We start from the raw sequence: 16,988 nt of genomic DNA, 5'->3' as shown, positions 1-16,988 counted from the left end.
TGTCGGATTGCCTCTCAGCCTCTTAGGGCACCAGCGCGGCGATCGCCAGCGTGTAGCCCTTCACCCCCAGCCCCACGATGATCCCGCGCGCCGCGGGCGAGATGTACGACTTGTGGCGGAACTCCTCTCGCGCGTGCACGTTCGAGATGTGCAGTTCGATCAGCGGCACGCTCGCCCCCTTGATCGCATCGTGCAGCGCGATCGAGGTGTGGGTGTAGGCGCCGGGGTTCATCACCACGCCGAGCATGGTGCCGGCCGCCACTTCGCGGCCCGCTTCCTGGATCCAGTCGATCAGCACGCCTTCGTGGTTCGACTGGCGGCATTCGATCTCCACGCCGAGCTTCGCTCCGGTTTCCTTGCACAGGCGCTCGACATCGGCCAGCGTGTCGCGTCCGTACTGCTCGGGCTCGCGCGTGCCGAGCAGGTTGAGATTGGGGCCGTTGAGGACGAGGATTTTCTTCATGATGGATGGATCAGGCGGGCGTCAGACGGGCCGTCATTATGGTCTTGCACCCGCCCTGCCGCGCCGGGCCGCGGACGAGCCGACGTAGTAGTTGTACGAATCGATGTCCACCACGCAGCGCGCCATCAGGTCGACGAACGCACGCAGTTTCTGCCCCATGTAGCGCTGCCGCTGGTAAGCGCAGTAGATGCGCCGCGGCTCCGGCTGCCACTGCAACAGCACCGGCACCAGCACGCCCTGCGCCACCTCGGGCCGGGCGAAGAAGGCCGGCAGCAGCGCGATGCCGAAGCCGTCGATGCAGAAGGTCTTCATCACCCAGTGGTCGTTGGTCTCGAAGGTCGGCTCCGGACGAAAGGCATAGCTGCCCGACGCGCCCGAGACCAGCAGCACCTGCGACGGCCCCGAGGCCTCCTTCATCACGATCGAGCGGTGGTTCAGCAGGTCGTCAGGCGCCTGCGGCGTGCCCTGGCGCTCGAGGTACTGCGGGCTCGCGTAGAGGCCGTAGTTCAGCCGGCCCAGCAGCTTGGCGACGAGGTTCGGCGCATCCGGCGGCTCCGAGCAGACGTAGCAGTCCACATCGCCGATCTGCGGCGCGTTCAGGCGGCTCGCGACATCGAGCTGGCAGCGCACGTTCGGGTGCGACTCCAGGAACAGCTTCACCACATGGCAGACGAACGAGGTGCTGAACTGGGTGTCGGACAAGAGTGAGAGGCTGCCGGAGACGCCTGCCGTGATCTCCTGGATCTCGGTGCGCGCCGCCTCCAGCCGGCCCGTCACCTCGTCCAGCAGACCCTCGCAGCGCGCGAAGAAGGCGCGCCCGGCCTCGGTCGCGGTGACGCGGCGCGAGCTGCGCATCAGCAGTTGCGCGCCCAGCAGTTCCTCCAGCCGCGTGAGCTGCCGGCTCAGCGTGGCCTTGGAGACGCCCGACAGGCTCTCGGCCTTCGTGAGACTGCCGCTCTGCATGACCAGCACGAAAGCCTGCACCAGCGCCAGGTCGATGCCGGTCACGCGCGGTCTCCTTCGGTGGAGGCTCGCCGTTTCAGAAATGAAAAGTTGCGTCTCGGCATGTGGCTTTCGTGGGGAGGCAAGAAACGGTACGGTCTGCAGCTGCCGCAGGCACAGCGAATGCTATGCCAAGCCCCACCGAGCCCCTGCTCCCCACGATTGGAGAAAACCCGATGCACAGCCCTGCCCGACGCACCCTGCTCTCCGCCGGCGTCGCCGCCTCCCTGCTCCCGTTGCGCGCAGCCTGGGCGGCGGGGCCGCTCAAGATCGGCTTCGTCTTCCTGGGCCCGGTCGGCGACACCGGCTGGACCTACCAGCACGACCTCGGCCGGCGTGAACTCGAGAAGAACCTGGGCCCCCAGATCAACGTGCGCAGCGTGCCCGACACCAACGAGGGCCCCGATTCCGAGCGCGTGGCGCGCGAACTCTCGGCCGATGGCTGCAAGCTGATCTTCGGCGCCTCCTTCGGCTACATGAAGCCGATGCTCACCGTCGCCAGCGACAACCCGGACACGAAGTACCTGATCGCGAGCGGCTACCAGACCGCGAAGAACTTCGGCGGCTACAACGCCCGCTGGCACGAAGGCGGTTATCTCGCGGGCATCGTGGCGGGCAGAACCACACGCTCGAACATCATCGGCCTCGTCGGCGCGCACCCGGTGCCCGACGTGATGTGGTACCTCAACGCCTTCACGCTCGGCGCGCGCAGCGTCAACCCGAAGGCGATGGTGCATGTGGTGTTCATCAACTCGTGGTTCGATCCGCCCAAGGAGCGCGATGCCGCCGTCGCGCTCATGAACCAGGGCGCCGACGTGCTGACCCATTTCACCGACACGCCCGCCGTGGCCACCGCCGCCGAGGCGCGCGGGGTCGGCGTCGTCTCGTTCCATTCCGACATGCGCAGCTACGCGCCCAAAAACTACCTCACGAGCGTCACCCACCACTGGGGCGGCTTCTACACGCGGGTGGCGCGCGAGGTGATGGCCGGCACCTGGAAGCCCAGCCTCTACCTGGGCGGCATCGCCGATGGGGTGGTGCAGATGGCGCCGATGGGCCCGCGGGTGCCGAAGGATGTGGCCGACCTCGTGCAGGCGAAGGAACGCGACATCGCCAGCGGCAAGCTGCAGGTCTTCGGCGGCCCCATCAAGGACCAGAAGGGCGTCGTGCGCGTGGCGGCGGGCGCCCATGTGGCGGATGCGGATCTCGGCAAGATGGACTGGTTCGTCGACGGCGTGATGGGCGGTTCGCGTTGAGCGCCATGACGACGAATCCACACGCTGCCACCTGGCACCCCGTGGCGCGATCGGCCGATCTGCGCCCCGGCGCCAACATCGTCGCCGGCTTCGCGGAAGGCCAAGAGCTCGCGCTCTGGCGCTCGGCCGACGGCGCGGCCCAGGCCTGGGACAACCGGTGCCCGCACCGCAGCGTGCGCTTCACGCTCGGCCAGGTCGTCGAAGACCGCCTCTCCTGCGCGTACCACGGCTGGCAGTACGCCGCGGGCAACGGGCAGTGCGTCGGCATTCCGGCCCATCCGGCGATGCAGGCGCCGCGCAACGTCTGCGCCAAGGTGTTCGGCGCGGTCGACGCGGCCGGCATGCTGTGGGTCAACCTTGTCGCGCAGGATGCGTCCGCTGCGCCGCCATCGCTGGCCGGGGCCGTGCCGGCCGGCTGGCACTTCTGCCGCACGCTGACGCTGCGTGCCAACGCGCAGGACGTGCGCGATGCCCTCGCACAGTACGGCTTCGCAGCCAACGCGGCACCGGGCGCATTTCGAGGCGCGCTCGAAGAGGTGCAGACCGTTGCACTGGTGCTCGACGCGCAGCCGCAGCTTACTTTCGTCCACCTGTGGACCGAGGTATCCCCCGGCTCCGACGCGATGAAAACCCTCCACACGGCCGCGCGCAACCTGCGCAGCGCCATCGAAACACAAGGCTGAAGGAACCGCGATGCCCTTCGTCACCGATGACTCCAACATGCTCGACGACTGGCTCGTCGTTGGGCCTGCAAGCGCGCTCGCCAGCGCCTCCGAACAACAGCCGCACGCGACCCGCCTGCTCGGCGAAACGTTGGCGCTCTGGACCGATGCCGACGGCACGCCGCAATGCCGCCTCGGCACGCAGCCACTCGCCGTGCAATCGCACTACGGCTACCTCTGGGTCTGCCCCAGCGGCCGCCCCGCCCGCCCGCTCTTCGCGTTCGCCGAATACACCGAGCCCGGCCGCCGCACCGTCGATTGCGGCGGCATCGGCGTCGCGGTGTCGGGTCTGCGCGTGATCGAGAATTTCCTCGACATGGCGCACTTCCCCTTCGTGCATGCCGACTACCTCGGCAAGGTGCCGCATACCGAAGTCGCGCCCTACCAGGTGGACATCGACCCCGCCACCGGCGAGATCTGGGCGACCGACTGCCGCTTCTGGCAGCCCCGCGCCTCGGCCGCGCACGACACCGGCAGCCACGTGCTCTACAAGTACCGCGTGATGCAGCCCTTCTCGGCCATGCTCTACAAGTCGAGCCTGCGTTCCGACGCGCAGGACGCCATCGGCCTCTTCCTGCAACCGATCGACGACGAACACGTGATCGCCCACACGATCCTCGCCTGCTTCGACGAGGTGTCCACCGACGCCGAACTCATCGCCTTCCAGCAAACGATCTTCGGGCAGGACAAGCCGATCCTGGAGAACCACGCCTTCAAGCGCATGCCGCTCGAAGGCCGCGCCGAGACGCCGACGCGCGGCGACACCTCCTCGGTCACCTACCGGCGCTGGCTGCGCGAGCGCGGCATGCGCTTCGGCACGAGGGCCGCCGCATGACCGCGTTGTTGAAGCTGTACGACTACCCGCTTTCGGGCAATTGCTTCAAGGTGCGGCAGATGCTGGCCTGGCTTGGCGTGGCCTACGAAGCGGTGCCGGTCGATTTCTACCCGGGGCGCGAACACAAGTCGGCCGCATTCCTCGCGAACGTCAATCCGCTTGGGCAGATTCCGGTGATCGACGACGACGGCTTCGTGCTGCGCGATGCGCAGGCCATCCTGGTCTATCTTGCGAGCCGCCACGGCGCGCAGCACCGCTGGTATCCGGACGATCCGAAGCTGCGCGGCCAGGTCGCGATGTGGCTCGCCACGGCCGACGAGATCACCCGCACCGCATCGGCCGCCCGGCTGCACGACGCGCTCGGCTACCACCACCTGGACATCGCCGCCTGCCGCAGCGGCGCGCGCGCCGTGTTCCGCGTGCTCGACGACCACCTCGCCGAGCAGGCCAGCGCGGGCCTGCGCTGGCTGGCTGCGGCGCCCGAGCCGACGATTGCCGACCTCGCCTGCTTCCCGTATGTCGCGCTGGCCGGTGAGGGCGGCATCTCGCTCGACGAGTTTCCGGCCCTGCGCAACTGGGTCTGGGATTTCCGACACCTCCCCGGGTTCATCGGGATGTCGGGTATCTTCCCTGCTGGCCCCGCCTGAGTATTCTTGCGGGCCCACCTCCCACTCCCTCTTTCCCCCGAACCCGCCATGAAAACCAAAGCCGCCGTCGCCTGGAAATCCGGAGCCCCGCTCACCATCGAAACCGTGGACCTCGAAGGCCCCAAGTTCGGTGAAGTGCTGGTCGAGATCAAGGCCACCGGCATCTGCCACACCGACTACTACACGCTCTCGGGCGCTGACCCCGAAGGCATCTTTCCCGCGATCCTCGGCCACGAAGGCGCGGGCATCGTGGTCGACGTGGGCCCGGGCGTCACCACGCTCAAGAAGGGCGACCACGTCATTCCGCTCTACACACCCGAGTGCCGCCACTGCAAGTTCTGCCTCTCGCGCAAGACCAACCTGTGCCAGCTGATCCGCGGCACGCAGGGCAAGGGCCTGATGCCCGACGGCACCTCGCGCTTCAGCCTCGACGGCAAGCCGATTGCCCACTACATGGGCACCTCGACCTTCAGCAACTACACGGTGGCTCCTGAAATCTCGCTCGCCAAGATCCGCGAGGACGCGCCCTTCGACAAGGTCTGCTACATCGGCTGCGGCGTCACCACCGGCATCGGCGCGGTGATCTTCACGGCCAAGGTCGAAGCCGGCGCCAACGTGGTGGTGTTCGGTCTCGGCGGCATCGGCCTCAATGTGATCCAGGGCGCCAAGATGGTGGGCGCCGACAAGATCATCGGCGTCGACCTGAACCCCGAGCGCGAAGCCATGGCCCGCAAGTTCGGCATGACGCACTTCATCAACCCCAAGGACACCGAGAACGTGGTCGATGCCATCGTGCAGCTGACCGACGGCGGCGCCGACTACAGCTTCGAGTGCATCGGCAACACCAAGGTGATGCGCCAGGCGCTCGAATGCACGCACAAGGGCTGGGGCCGCAGCATCATCATCGGCGTGGCCGAAGCCGGCGCGGAAATCAGCACGCGGCCGTTCCAGCTGGTCACCGGCCGCAAATGGGAAGGCTCGGCCTTCGGCGGCGCACGCGGCCGCACCGACGTGCCGAAGATCGTGGACTGGTACATGGAAGGCAAGATCAACATCGACGACCTGATCACGCACACCATGCCGCTGGAAGACATCAACAAGGGCTTCGACCTCATGAAGCGCGGCGAGTCGATTCGCGGCGTGGTGCTTTACTGATCGGCCGGAGGCGTTCGCCATGAACCGCATGGAACCCTTGCGCAAGATCGAGGCGGGCGTCCTCGAAGTCGCGTACCACGAAGCCGGCCCTGCAGACGGCCCGCCCGTGCTGCTGATGCACGGCTTTCCGTACGACATCCACACCTACGCCGAAGTCGCGCCGATGCTCGCAGAGCAAGGCTGCCGCGTGATCGTGCCGTACATGCGCGGCTACGGCGCCACGCGCTTCCTCGCCGATGCCACGCCGCGCTCGGGCGAACAGGCGGCATTCGGCGCCGACCTGCTCGCGCTGCTCGACGCGCTGAAGATCGACCGCGCAGTGCTCGCCGGCTACGACTGGGGCGGCCGCGCCGCCTGCGTGGTCGCGGCGCTGTGGCCCGAGCGATGCGCGGGGCTGGTCTCGCTCAACAGCTACAACATCCAGAACATCGCGAAGGCGATGGAGCCGGACACGGCCGAGAACGAGCACAGCCTCTGGTACCAGTACTACTTTCACAGCGAACGCGGCCGCGCCGGGCTCGCGAAGGACCGCCAGGCCATCGCAAAGCTGCTGTGGAAGCTGTGGTCGCCGACCTGGCAGTTCGACGACGCCACCTTCGCGCGCAGTGCCGCCGCGTTCGACCATCCGGATTTCGTCGACGTGGTGATCCACTCGTACCGCCACCGCTTCGGCCTCGTGCCCGGCGACCCGGCGTATGCGGACATCGAACGGCGCCTCGCCGCACAGCCCACGATCACCGTGCCCGCCATCACCTTCGACGGCATCGACGACGGTGTGCGGCCGCCCGCCGATGCCTCGGCCCATGCACACCGCTTCAGCGGTCCGCGCTCGCACCGTCTGGTGCCCGGCGCGGGCCACAACCTGCCGCAGGAAGCACCGCGCACCTTCGCCGATGCGGTGCTCGAACTGGTGCCCGCACTGCGCAACGAAAAGCCATGACCGACCACACCCCCAAGACCCTGTCCGAACACTCCTGCTTCGGCGGCGTGCAGAGTTTTCACGAGCACGCCTCGCAAGAGATCGGGTTGCCGATGCGCTTCTCGGTCTACCTGCCACCGCAGGCTGCGAACGGGCCGGTGCCGGTCCTCCTGTACCTCGCGGGCCTCACCTGCAACGAGGAGACCTTCGCCATCAAGGCCGGCGCGCAGCGCATGGCCGCGAGCCTGGGCCTTGCGCTGATCGCACCCGACACCAGCCCGCGCGGCCCCTCCGTCGATTGCGTGCCCGGCGCGAAGGACGACTGGGACTTCGGCATCGGCGCCGGCTTCTACCTGGACGCCACGCGCGAGCCCTGGGCCACGCACTGGCGCATGGAAAGCTGGATCGTCCACGAGCTGCTGCCGCTCGTGGCGCAGCACTTCGCCATCGACGGCCAGCGCATCGGCATCTTCGGCCACTCGATGGGCGGCCATGGTGCGCTCACGCTGGCGCTGCGGCATCCGGGGCGATTCAAGTCGCTCTCGGCCTTCGCGCCGATCTGCGCGCCCACGCAGTGCCCTTGGGGCGAGAAGGCGTTCAGCGGCTACCTCGGCGCACCGGGCGTGGACCGCGCGCAGTGGCTCGCGCACGACGCCAGCGCGCTCATGCAGTCGCAGACCGTCGCGCCGTATCCGCAAGGCATCCTCATCGACCAGGGGCTGGCCGACAAATTCCTCGCCGAGCAGTTGCATCCGGAGGTGTTCGAGGCGGCCTGCTTCGCCGCCGGGCAGCCGCTCACGCTGCGCCGGCATGCGGGCTACGACCACGGCTACTACTTCATACAGAGCTTCATGGCCGACCACATCGCGCACCACGCACAAACGCTGCACGCTTAGAGGCGGCTGAAATACCTCGCCCCCAAGCCCCATCGGGAGGAGCGCCCTAGGCGCACGCCTCCAGCCAGCGGCAGAACGCGTGCGCGGCCGCGTTGTCCTGCGAGCGCGGCGGAAAGATCCAGAAGAAATCGTTCTCGCGCATCGTGATCGCGGCGAACGGCGCCACCAGCAGCCGGCTGTCGAGCATGTCGCGCAGCAGCGTCGGATTGCCCAGCGCGATGCCCAGCCCCTGCACCGCCGCCTGCACCGCCAGGTGCGCGTGGTCGAACACCAGCGCGCCCGCGGGCTCCAGCTTGCCGGCACCGGCCTGTGCCAGCCAGTCGCGCCAGGCCGTGGGTGTCGAGCGGCTGTGCAGCAGCGTGTGGTGCCGCAGGTCCGCGGGCTTCTTCAAGGCCGGGCCGCGCGCGAGCCAGTCGGGGCTGCACATGGGCGTCATCACCGCGTCCGGCAGGAAGCGGCCGAACCGCACGTCGCGCCATCCGGGCCGCGCCTGCAGCGCCGCGAGCTCGGCCGGGGACAGGCAGCGCAGCACCACGTCGTAAGCGCCGGGTTCGAAGTCGAGCACGCTGGTCGTGGTGGCCAGCTGCACATCGATGTCCGGCATCAACTCCCGAAAGCGCGACAGCTGCGGAATGAGCCACTGCGAGGCCAGCGTGGGCAGCGCATTCACCGACAGCGTGTGGCGGGTGGCCTGCCGCTCGATGCGCGCGGTGGCATGCGCCATCACGTCGAGCGCATTGCTCAGGCTCGGCAGGTAGGCCGCGCCCTGCGGCGTGAGCGCGAGCCGGCGCCCGTCGCGCGCCACCAGCGCCGCGTCCAGCCATTCCTCGAGCGCCTTGATCTGGTGGCTGACGGCACTCTGCGTCACATGCAGTTCCTGCGCGGCGCGCGTCACGCTGCCCAGCCGGCCCGCGGCCTCGAAGGCGCGCAGCATGTTCAGGGGCGGCAGGCGCCGTGGCGTCGATGCATGAGGTGAATTCATGGATGGGCCTGAAGATGTCGATAGTCGCGAGTCACGCATCTTCCTAGCATTCGGGCATGCGTGAACACCCAAGTCTTGTAAAAAATCTCATGAATTCCCGTGCGCTCGCAGGGCAGGTGGACGAGCCCTTGCGACCCCGGCCTCAGCGCCACACGACATTGCGCCGCCAGCAATACGCGACGCGCGCATTGTTCGGCATCGCAGGTTTCGCGGCCGCAGCCTGGGCCTCGGTGGTGCCTTTCGCCAAGAGCCGCGCGGGCCTCGACGAGGGCGCGCTCGGCCTCCTTCTGCTGTGCCTGGGGGCGGGCTCGATCCTCACGATGCCGCTGGTGGGAGCGCTGTGCGCGCGCCACGGCTGCCGCATCGTGATCTGGGTCGCCTCGGCCATGATCGCGCTGACCTTGCCGCTGCTCGTCACGGCTTCGACGGCCCCGGCGCTGGGCGCCGTGCTGTTTGTCTTCGGCGCGGGCCTGGGCGCGGTCGACTGCGCCATCAACATCCAGGCTGTCATCGTGGAAGCCGCGAGTGGGCGGCCGATGATGTCGGGCTTTCATGGCTTCTACAGCGCGGGCGGAATTGTCGGCGCCGCGGGGGTGAGCAGCGCACTGAGCCTGGGCCTCTCGCCTTTGGGCGGCATGCTGCTCGCCTCGGGCCTGGTGCTGGTCACGCTGTGGTGGGTGAGCGGGGGGCTGTTGCCCCATGGCAGCCCGCGCGAAGGCCCGGTCTTCGCCGTGCCGCGCGGCTTCGTGCTGCTGCTGGGCGTGCTGGCGTTCAGCATGTTCCTGGCCGAGGGCGCGATGCTCGACTGGAGCGCCGTGTTTCTCACGCAGGAGCGCGGACTGCCTTCCGCGCAGGCCGGCTTTGGCTTCGCCTGTTTCGCGCTGGCGATGACGGTGGGGCGGTTCTGCGGGGACGCCATCGTCCGCCGGCTCGGCCCCGTGCACGTCGTGCTCGGTGGCAGCCTGCTGGCGGCATCGGGTGTCACGATGGCCACGTTGATCCCGGCCTGGCAGTTGTCGCTGGCGGGGTATGCGTTGCTGGGCCTGGGCGCTTCGAACATCGTGCCGGTGCTGTTCAGCGCCGCGGGGCGTCAGAAGGCGATGTCGCAGGCTGCGGCCATTCCGGCGATCGCGACGCTGGGCTATGCGGGGGTGTTGTGCGGTCCGGCCGGCATCGGCTTCGTGGCGCACCACACCGGTCTGCCTGTGGCCTTCCTGGTCGTCGCGGGGTTGCTGGTGCTGGTCGCCGCAGCCGCTCCTGCGCTGCGGGACCGCTAGCCAGCGCCCCTGGAAGTCCAGCACCGGCCGATGGGTCATTGCAGCTTGCAGCATCCGACAAGTGCGTCGGGTCGCGAAACCAGATTCACGGGAACACCAAGCTGCAGCTTCAGTCGACCGGTACTTCAGCAACCTGTCAGGGCCACCCAATCGACTGCGGCGGGTGCCGGCCGTATCATGAAACGCATGTCCGCCGCCCAAATTCCCGCCTTCCACTTGCGGTCGCGCGATGGCACCGCCGAAGAGAGCATCGTGCTGGCCGGCATCTGGCGCCGCGCATGGATCTCGGCCAACCGCGGCGCCGCCTTCACCGAACCCATCTCGCACTGGCTGCGCCGCGTGCGGACCGAATTCGTGCCGCCGGCCGAGGTGGTGCTGGCCGAGCGCGACGGCCAGGTGCTCGCGTTCATGGTGCTGCTGGAGCGGCGCGAATACGTGGCGCAGCTCTTCGTCGAGCCGCACCTGCGCAACCAGGGCCTCGGGCAGGCGCTGCTGGACGAGGCGTGTGTGCGCATACCGACCGGCTGGCGGCTCCACGTGGCCACCACCAACACCGCCGCGCAGCGCTTCTACGAACGCTATGGCCTCGTGCGCGGCACGGTCGACCACCATCCGACCAGCGGGCGCGAACGCATCGCCTACCATTGGTCGCCCTCCCGCCCGCCATGGCGGGTGGACTGACAAGGTGTGAATAAACCTACTGCGCACCCCGATCTCGCACCTGCGGTCCTCACCGTACAAAGTACGGCTCCGGTCCTCGATGCAAGCTCGGGGCGCTCGCTACGGTTTCTTCACACCTTGTGAGCCACCGATTTTTTCTTTCCTATGCGCATCGATCACATCGCACGCTGCACCGCCGATCTCGAACGCTGCCATCCGCTGCTCGACCCGGACGGCAACCGCATCGAGATCACAGCCTGAAGGCGAAGGAACATCCCATGCACTACCTGCTGATCTACGACACCGCCCCCGACTACCTCGAGCGCCGCGGCGAATTCCGCGACGTGCACCTGGCCTTCGCGTGGCAGGCCGTGGAGCGCGGCGAGCTGCTGCTCGGCGGCGCCACCGGCAACCCGCCCGATGGCGCCGTGCTGCTGTTCGAGGCCGACTCCCCCGAGGTGCCCTCGGCCTTCGCCAAGGCCGACCCGTATGTGCTCAACGGCATCGTGACAGGCTGGCAGGTGAAGGCCTGGAACACCGTGGTCGGCGCGCAGGCATCGACACCCGTCAGACCCGCCGCGACCGCCCCGCGATGAGCGATTTCGTCCAGAGCCTGCACGAGGTCTTCGAGCGCCTGGGCCGCATCCAGACGCGCCGCATGTTTGGCGGCCACGGCGTGTGGCACGAGGGCCGCATGATCGCGCTCGTCGCGAAGGACACGCTGTACCTCAAGTCCGATGCCGGCAGCGCAGAACATTTCGAGCGGCTGAACCTGCCGCCCTTCACCTATGTGCGGCAGGGCAAGGAGATGCCGATGTCGTACCGGCTCGCGCCGGCCGACCTCTTCGAAGACCGCGAAGATGCAGCGCTCTGGGGCCGTCGTGCCTACGAAGCCGCCCTGCGTTCGGGCCAGCCGCCCAAACAACCCAAGCCAAAGCCCAAGCCCAAAGCCGCTGCGAAGAAAGCCGCCGCGAAAAAGACACCCGCAAAGAAAGCTCCAGTGAAGACCAAGAAAGCAGCCCCCCGGTGAGCGACAACACATCCGCGTTACCGCCCCTCCCCGAACGCGAGCAGATCGCCCTGCTCGAGCCCTTCGAGGGCCTGGACCTGAAGGACATCGTCGTCGTCACCACGTTGCAGGAGGCCGAGCAGGCCGCCGCCACCTTGCTGGCTGCGGGCGTCGCCGGCTTCGACACCGAATCCAAGCCCACCTTCGCGAAGAACGAGGTCTCGGGCGGGCCGCACGTGGTGCAATTCTCGACGCGCGACAGGGCCTGGCTCTTCCAGCTGCACCGCACCGAGTGCAACCCGGTGGTCGCCGCGCTGATCGCCTCGACCGAGTTGAAGAAGGTCGGCTTCGGCCTCTCGACCGACCTCACGCTGATCCGCAACCGACTGAACATCGAACCGGGCGCGGTGTACGACATCGACAACGAATTCCGCCGCCGCGGCTACCGCAAGTCGGTGGGCGTGAAGACAGCGGTGGCGCTGGTGTTCGACCGGCGCTTCATGAAGTCGCGCAAGGCGACCACCTCGAACTGGGCCAACAAGCAGCTGACGGAATCGCAGATCCGTTACGCGGCGAACGATGCCTATGCGTCGATCCGCGTGTACGACGCGCTCTTTGCCGGCGCCTGAATCCCCGAGGCTCAGTCCCGCCCCGCTTCCAGAATCGCCTGCGCGAGCCGCGCGGGGTTCGAGAAGAACATCTCGTGGCTGCCAGGGCATTCCACCAGCCTGAAAAGCCCCAGCCGCTCCGACAGGCGCGGATGCCACGGCAGGCTGTGCGGCAGCGCGATGTCCTGCTGGCAGTTGACGTAGGACTTGCCGAGCGCGAGGGCCGCCAGCGGCTGCTTCAGCTGGATCTTGTCGGTGAAGGTGCGGTACGCGTGCGGGTTCAGCTTGTCGTAGGCGGCCTGCGCGAGCGCGAGGTCGGCATCGTTGATGAAGGCGTCGCGCCAGACCTCGAACGGCAAGGTCACGGCGTTGCCGTTCGCCCCGGCGATGGCGTCGAACATCGCCACGTAATGCGGCGGCACCATGTCGTTGAGCGATTCGCCATCGAGCGGCACGAAGGCGTTGATGTAGACCAGGCGCTTCAACCGGTGCGCGATGCGGTCCGCCACGCCCGAGATCACCATGCCGCCGTAGCTGTGGCCTGCGAGGCGCACCTCGGTCAGGTCTTTCTCCTCGATGTAGCGCACGGCCGAGGCGATGGCGTCGTCCAGGCCGGTTGTCGCGCGATCGTCGCCGGGCCGGTTGCCTGCCAGCGTCGGGCAATGCACCGTGTGACCGGCTTTGCGCATGTGATCGGCCACGGTTTCGATTTCTGCGCCGGTGTGCCAGGCGCCGTGCACGAGAACATAGGTGTCGGACATGGGTGTCTCCTTCTTGATTGGGGGTTGAAGCAACGCGACTCTAGGAACCCGCATGCGCCGCGGATGGCCGATCTGCGCCAGTGCGATGGCCGATTCGTGTCACGAGCGGGGTTGCCTTTATTCAATAATTCAAAGATACTTGAACTATGGAAGAAAACGACGTCGTTCGATCGCTGGCCGCCCTTGCGCAGCCGATCCGCCTGCGGGTGTTCCGCGCGCTCGTGGTGGCTGGGCCCGTAGGCCTGACGCCCAGCGCACTGACCGAGGCACTGGAGGTCTCAGCGACGGGCCTGTCCTTCCACCTCAAGGAGCTCGTGCACGCAAGCCTGATCTCGCAGGAGCGGCAGGGCCGCAACCTCATCTACCGCGCGTCGTTCGATCGGATGAATGCCCTGCTGGGCTACCTCACCGAGAACTGCTGCCAGGGCGAAGCGTGCCTCGTCGAAGGCGCCGCTTCCTGCGAATGCTGAAGGAGAGACCCATGAAGCGCTTCCACGTCCACTTGCACGTCGATGACCTCGCCAAGAGCATCGCCTTCTATTCCAACCTGTTTGCGTCGCCGCCGGCACGCGTCGAGACCGACTATGCGAAGTGGATGCTCGACGACCCACGCGTCAACTTCGCAATCTCCACGGTAGGCCAGGGCAAGGGCATCGACCATCTCGGCATCCAGGCCGAGGACGAAGCAGAACTGACCGAGTTGAAGGCTCGCGGCCAGGCCGCCGACCGCACCCTGCTCGACGAGGGCGAGACCGTGTGCTGCTACGCACGCAGCGAAAAGCACTGGGTCACCGACCCGCAGGGGATCGCGTGGGAGCACTTCCAGACCTTGGACGGCACCGTGCCGGTCTACGGTCAGCCCAAGTCCGTCGCCAAGGCCGAGTCCGCCTGCTGCACGCCCGGTGCTGCCCGAGGCATTCCGGTCAACGTGTCCGCCAGAGGCACGGGCGACTGCTGCTGAGGGCTGCGCCGCCTCGGCCGTCTGCATGTTCAAAGAAATCACCCCCACCTCCTCCCCCGAGAAACATCGTCATGGCTGAGAAAACCTATAACGTCCTCTTCATCTGTACGGGCAACTCTGCGCGCTCCATCCTGGCCGAGGGCCTGCTCAACGACCTGGGCAAAGGGCGATTCAAGGCCTACTCCGCTGGCAGTCATCCTGCTGGCAAGGTCAACGCCTATGCGTTGCTCACTCTGGACAAGATGCACCTTCCCGTCACCGGCTATCGCAGCAAGAACTGGGACGAGTTCGCGAAGCCGGATGCGCCGGAGATGGACTTCGTTCTCACCGTCTGCGACAAGGCCGCGGGCGAGGTGTGCCCGGTGTGGCCCGGCCAGCCGATGACCGCGCACTGGGGCGTGGCCGACCCTGCGGCATTCGCGGGGCCGGAAGAAGCGACCGAGCGCCAGTTCATGGATACAGCTCTCACGCTGAAGCGCCGGATCGAGCTGATGCTGGCACTGCCTCTGGCCCGGCTCGACTCGATGGCCATCCAGCACGAGATCCGCGACATCGGCAAGGTTAAGAAGGCTGCGCAATGACGCTCAACGTACTCATTCTCTGCACCCACAATTCGGCCCGCAGCGTGCTGGCCGAGGGCATGCTCAACCACTGGGCCCAGAAGCTCGGCAAGGACGTGAAAGCGTTCAGCGCCGGCAGCGCGCCCAGCGGAAGAATCAACCCGTTCGCCATCGAGGTGCTGCAGGCGGCCGGGGTGAACACTGAAGGCTTTCGCAGCAAGAGCTGGGATGAATTCGCCACGCCGGTCATGCATGTGGTGATCACGGTGTGCGACAGCGCGGCGCAAGAAGCTTGCCCGTATTGGCCCGGCACGCGCGTCAAGGTGCATTGGGGATATCCGGACCCGTCCAACACCGAAGGTGGCGATGCCGCCAAGCGCCAGGCCTTCGAGCTGACGCGCCAGGCGATCTCCTATCGCATGCTGCAACTGCTCGCACTGGACAACCCGCAAGCAATGAGCGACGCCGAGTTGCAAGAGCGGCTGAAGCGCATTTCTGCGAACTGACACCATGAGCGCAGTCATCGAAAGCCCGCGCGCCAGCGCGGCCCCCATGAGCGTGTTCGAGCGCTACCTGACGGTGTGGGTGTTCCTGTGCATCGTCGTCGGCATCGCGTTGGGGCAATTGTTCCCGGCGGCATTCCAGGCGGTGGGCCGCCTCGAAGTCGCCAAGGTCAACATTCCCGTGGGCGTGCTGATCTGGGTGATGATCATCCCGATGCTGCTGCGGGTCGATTTCACGGCCCTTGCGCAGGTGAAAAACCACTGGCGCGGCATCGGTGTGACGCTGTTCATCAACTGGGCAGTGAAGCCGTTCTCCATGGCCTTCCTGGCATGGCTCTTCGTGCGCCAGGTCTTCGCCGGCTACCTTCCGGCCGAGCAACTCGACAGCTATGTAGCCGGTTTGATCCTGCTGGCCGCTGCGCCCTGCACGGCGATGGTCTTCGTCTGGAGCCGCTTGACCGGCGGAGACCCGGTCTTCACGCTGTCGCAGGTCGCATTGAACGACGCCATCATGGTGTTCGCTTTCGCGCCCATCGTCGGGTTGCTGCTGGGCTTGTCGGCGATCACGGTGCCGTGGGACACGCTCATCACGTCGGTGGCGCTCTACATCGTGCTGCCGGTGATCTTCGCGCAGCTGTTGAGAAAGCAACTGCTGAAGGCGGGGCCGGCCGCGTTCGAACGCGTCATGCATCGCATCGGCCCGTGGTCGATCGCTGCACTCCTTCTGACGCTCGTGCTCCTGTTCGCCTTCCAGGGCGAAGCCATCATCAAGCAGCCGCTCGTGATCGCGATGCTTGCGGTGCCGATCCTGATCCAGGTGGTGCTGAATTCCGGCCTGGCCTACTGGCTCAACCGCAAGCTCGGCGAAAAGCACAACATCGCCTGCCCGTCCGCGTTGATCGGCGCATCCAACTTCTTCGAGTTGGCCGTGGCCGCCGCCATCAGCCTGTTCGGCTTTCACTCGGGTGCTGCGCTGGCTACCGTGGTGGGTGTGCTGATCGAGGTCCCGATCATGCTGGCCGTGGTGAAGGTAGTGAACTCGTCGCGAGGCTGGTATGAGTCGTGAGCTTCCGAACGTAGATCCCGAGCTGTTCGAAAAGGCCGATCTGAATCTGCTGATGCCGGCGCAGCGCTCGACGCATGCGCCGCGCATCCTGCTGCTGTACGGCTCCGTTCGCGAGCGCTCCTACAGCCGATTGCTCACGGAAGAAGCAGCGCGACTGCTTCGAGCTCTGGGTGCGGAGACGCGGATTTTCGACCCCCGTGGATTGCCGCTCCCGGACGCCGAACCCGATGACCATCCGAAGGTGCAGGAGCTGCGCGAACTCGCGCAATGGTCCGAAGGCATGGTGTGGACATCGCCAGAACGCCACGGTGCGATGACCGGCATCATGAAGGCGCAGATCGACTGGATTCCGCTGGCAATGGGCTCGATGCGGCCCACGCAGGGCAAGACGCTCGCGGTGATGGAGGTGTCGGGTGGCTCGCAGTCGTTCAACGCGGTGAACCAGCTGCGCGTGCTGGGCCGCTGGATGCGCATGGTCACGATCCCGAACCAGTCGTCGGTGGCGAAGGCCTTTCTCGAATTCGACGACGACGGGCGCATGAAGCCTTCGCCGTACTACGAGCGCGTGGTCGATGTGATGGAAGAACTGGTGAAGTTCACGCTGCTCACGCGCGACTGCGCGGATTACCTGGTCGACCGCTACAGCGAGCGGCGCGAGAACGCTGAGGCACTGTCCAGGCGCGTGAATCTGCGCAGTATCTGAGGC

Annotated in this window: 22 protein-coding genes; 18 read left to right on the top strand and 4 right to left on the bottom strand. The window is 67.0% G+C overall.

Annotation, left to right across the window (positions count from 1 at the left end; translation table 11 throughout):
* Positions 1-22: 22 nt before the first annotated feature.
* Positions 23-463, bottom strand: a complete 441-nt coding sequence (gene aroQ, locus NU688_RS01545) for a type II 3-dehydroquinate dehydratase (RefSeq protein ID WP_257858804.1) — start codon at positions 461-463, stop codon at positions 23-25.
* Positions 464-499: 36 nt separating this feature from the next.
* Entirely contained in the window at positions 500-1,471 is a 972-nt protein-coding gene (locus NU688_RS01540; protein WP_257858803.1) for a LysR family transcriptional regulator, read from the bottom strand.
* 170 nt (positions 1,472-1,641) lie between these two features.
* Between NU688_RS01540 and NU688_RS01535 the strand changes: the two genes are divergently transcribed.
* From NU688_RS01535 to fghA, 7 genes are read left to right on the top strand one after another with little or no spacing between them, the layout of a single operon-like run.
* The gene (locus NU688_RS01535; RefSeq protein ID WP_257858801.1) at positions 1,642-2,721 is read left to right on the top strand and encodes a BMP family ABC transporter substrate-binding protein; all 1,080 of its coding nucleotides are present in this window, start codon (positions 1,642-1,644) and stop codon (positions 2,719-2,721) included.
* Positions 2,722-2,726: 5 nt separating this feature from the next.
* A complete protein-coding gene (locus NU688_RS01530) occupies positions 2,727-3,404 on the top strand; it encodes a Rieske 2Fe-2S domain-containing protein (RefSeq protein ID WP_257858800.1) in 678 nt (225 codons plus the stop codon).
* A gap of 10 nt (positions 3,405-3,414) precedes the next feature.
* Positions 3,415-4,278 carry an aromatic ring-hydroxylating dioxygenase subunit alpha gene (locus NU688_RS01525; protein ID WP_257858799.1) on the top strand — a complete coding sequence of 288 codons (864 nt, stop codon included), beginning with the start codon at positions 3,415-3,417 and terminating at the stop codon, positions 4,276-4,278.
* Positions 4,275-4,925 carry a glutathione S-transferase family protein gene (locus tag NU688_RS01520; protein ID WP_257858797.1) on the top strand — a complete coding sequence of 217 codons (651 nt, stop codon included), beginning with the start codon at positions 4,275-4,277 and terminating at the stop codon, positions 4,923-4,925. The genes NU688_RS01525 and NU688_RS01520 overlap by 4 nt, the downstream gene beginning before the upstream one ends.
* A gap of 48 nt (positions 4,926-4,973) precedes the next feature.
* Positions 4,974-6,080 carry an S-(hydroxymethyl)glutathione dehydrogenase/class III alcohol dehydrogenase gene (locus tag NU688_RS01515; RefSeq protein WP_013540323.1) on the top strand — a complete coding sequence of 369 codons (1,107 nt, stop codon included), beginning with the start codon at positions 4,974-4,976 and terminating at the stop codon, positions 6,078-6,080.
* Between the two features lie 19 nt (positions 6,081-6,099).
* Positions 6,100-7,020 carry an alpha/beta fold hydrolase gene (locus tag NU688_RS01510; RefSeq protein ID WP_257858796.1) on the top strand — a complete coding sequence of 307 codons (921 nt, stop codon included), beginning with the start codon at positions 6,100-6,102 and terminating at the stop codon, positions 7,018-7,020.
* Complete coding sequence (gene fghA / locus NU688_RS01505) at positions 7,017-7,895, top strand: S-formylglutathione hydrolase (protein ID WP_257858795.1); 879 nt, start codon at positions 7,017-7,019, stop codon at positions 7,893-7,895. Before NU688_RS01510 ends, fghA begins: the two co-directional genes overlap by 4 nt.
* Positions 7,896-7,941: 46 nt before the next feature.
* On the opposite strand, the gene NU688_RS01500 is transcribed toward fghA, so the two are convergent.
* On the bottom strand, positions 7,942-8,877 hold the full coding sequence (locus tag NU688_RS01500; RefSeq protein ID WP_257858794.1) for a LysR substrate-binding domain-containing protein: 936 nt from the start codon (positions 8,875-8,877) through the stop codon (positions 7,942-7,944).
* A gap of 89 nt (positions 8,878-8,966) precedes the next feature.
* Here NU688_RS01500 and NU688_RS01495 point away from each other — a divergent pair, with 89 nt between their 5' ends.
* The 5 genes from NU688_RS01495 (at position 8,967) to NU688_RS01475 (ending at position 12,452) form a co-directional block, all read left to right on the top strand.
* A complete protein-coding gene (locus NU688_RS01495; protein ID WP_257858793.1) occupies positions 8,967-10,154 on the top strand; it encodes an MFS transporter in 1,188 nt (395 codons plus the stop codon).
* A gap of 186 nt (positions 10,155-10,340) precedes the next feature.
* Complete coding sequence (locus NU688_RS01490; RefSeq protein WP_257858792.1) at positions 10,341-10,835, top strand: GNAT family N-acetyltransferase; 495 nt, start codon at positions 10,341-10,343, stop codon at positions 10,833-10,835.
* 257 nt (positions 10,836-11,092) lie between these two features.
* Positions 11,093-11,410 (top strand): YciI-like protein, encoded by a 318-nt coding sequence (locus tag NU688_RS01485; RefSeq protein ID WP_257858791.1) that lies wholly within the window; start codon positions 11,093-11,095, stop codon positions 11,408-11,410.
* Entirely contained in the window at positions 11,407-11,844 is a 438-nt protein-coding gene (locus tag NU688_RS01480) for a TfoX/Sxy family protein (RefSeq protein ID WP_257858790.1), read from the top strand. Before NU688_RS01485 ends, NU688_RS01480 begins: the two co-directional genes overlap by 4 nt.
* Positions 11,841-12,452 (top strand): 3'-5' exonuclease, encoded by a 612-nt coding sequence (locus NU688_RS01475; protein WP_257858789.1) that lies wholly within the window; start codon positions 11,841-11,843, stop codon positions 12,450-12,452. The genes NU688_RS01480 and NU688_RS01475 overlap by 4 nt, the downstream gene beginning before the upstream one ends.
* Positions 12,453-12,463: 11 nt before the next feature.
* Here the strand turns inward: NU688_RS01475 and NU688_RS01470 are convergent, their stop codons facing one another.
* Positions 12,464-13,192 (bottom strand): alpha/beta fold hydrolase, encoded by a 729-nt coding sequence (locus NU688_RS01470; protein ID WP_257858788.1) that lies wholly within the window; start codon positions 13,190-13,192, stop codon positions 12,464-12,466.
* 146 nt (positions 13,193-13,338) lie between these two features.
* Between NU688_RS01470 and NU688_RS01465 the strand changes: the two genes are divergently transcribed.
* From NU688_RS01465 to arsH, 6 genes are all read left to right on the top strand, one after another.
* A complete protein-coding gene (locus NU688_RS01465) occupies positions 13,339-13,662 on the top strand; it encodes a helix-turn-helix transcriptional regulator (RefSeq protein ID WP_257858787.1) in 324 nt (107 codons plus the stop codon).
* Between the two features lie 11 nt (positions 13,663-13,673).
* Positions 13,674-14,153: an ArsI/CadI family heavy metal resistance metalloenzyme gene (locus NU688_RS01460; protein WP_257858786.1), complete on the top strand. Its 480-nt coding sequence runs from the start codon at positions 13,674-13,676 to the stop codon at positions 14,151-14,153.
* A 71-nt stretch (positions 14,154-14,224) separates the two neighbouring features.
* The gene (locus tag NU688_RS01455) at positions 14,225-14,734 is read left to right on the top strand and encodes an arsenate reductase ArsC (RefSeq protein ID WP_257858785.1); all 510 of its coding nucleotides are present in this window, start codon (positions 14,225-14,227) and stop codon (positions 14,732-14,734) included.
* A complete protein-coding gene (locus tag NU688_RS01450) occupies positions 14,731-15,219 on the top strand; it encodes an arsenate reductase ArsC (RefSeq protein WP_257858784.1) in 489 nt (162 codons plus the stop codon). Before NU688_RS01455 ends, NU688_RS01450 begins: the two co-directional genes overlap by 4 nt.
* A gap of 4 nt (positions 15,220-15,223) precedes the next feature.
* Positions 15,224-16,282: an ACR3 family arsenite efflux transporter gene (gene arsB / locus NU688_RS01445; protein ID WP_257858783.1), complete on the top strand. Its 1,059-nt coding sequence runs from the start codon at positions 15,224-15,226 to the stop codon at positions 16,280-16,282.
* Complete coding sequence (gene arsH / locus NU688_RS01440) at positions 16,272-16,985, top strand: arsenical resistance protein ArsH (RefSeq protein ID WP_257858782.1); 714 nt, start codon at positions 16,272-16,274, stop codon at positions 16,983-16,985. Before arsB ends, arsH begins: the two co-directional genes overlap by 11 nt.
* Positions 16,986-16,988 lie beyond the last annotated feature (3 nt).

This window comes from Variovorax sp. ZS18.2.2, from assembly GCF_024701975.1.
Taxonomy (GTDB): Bacteria; Pseudomonadota; Gammaproteobacteria; order Burkholderiales; family Burkholderiaceae_C; genus Variovorax.
Note: the sequence above shows the minus strand (reverse complement) of the source record. Positions and strands in the feature narration are given on the sequence as shown.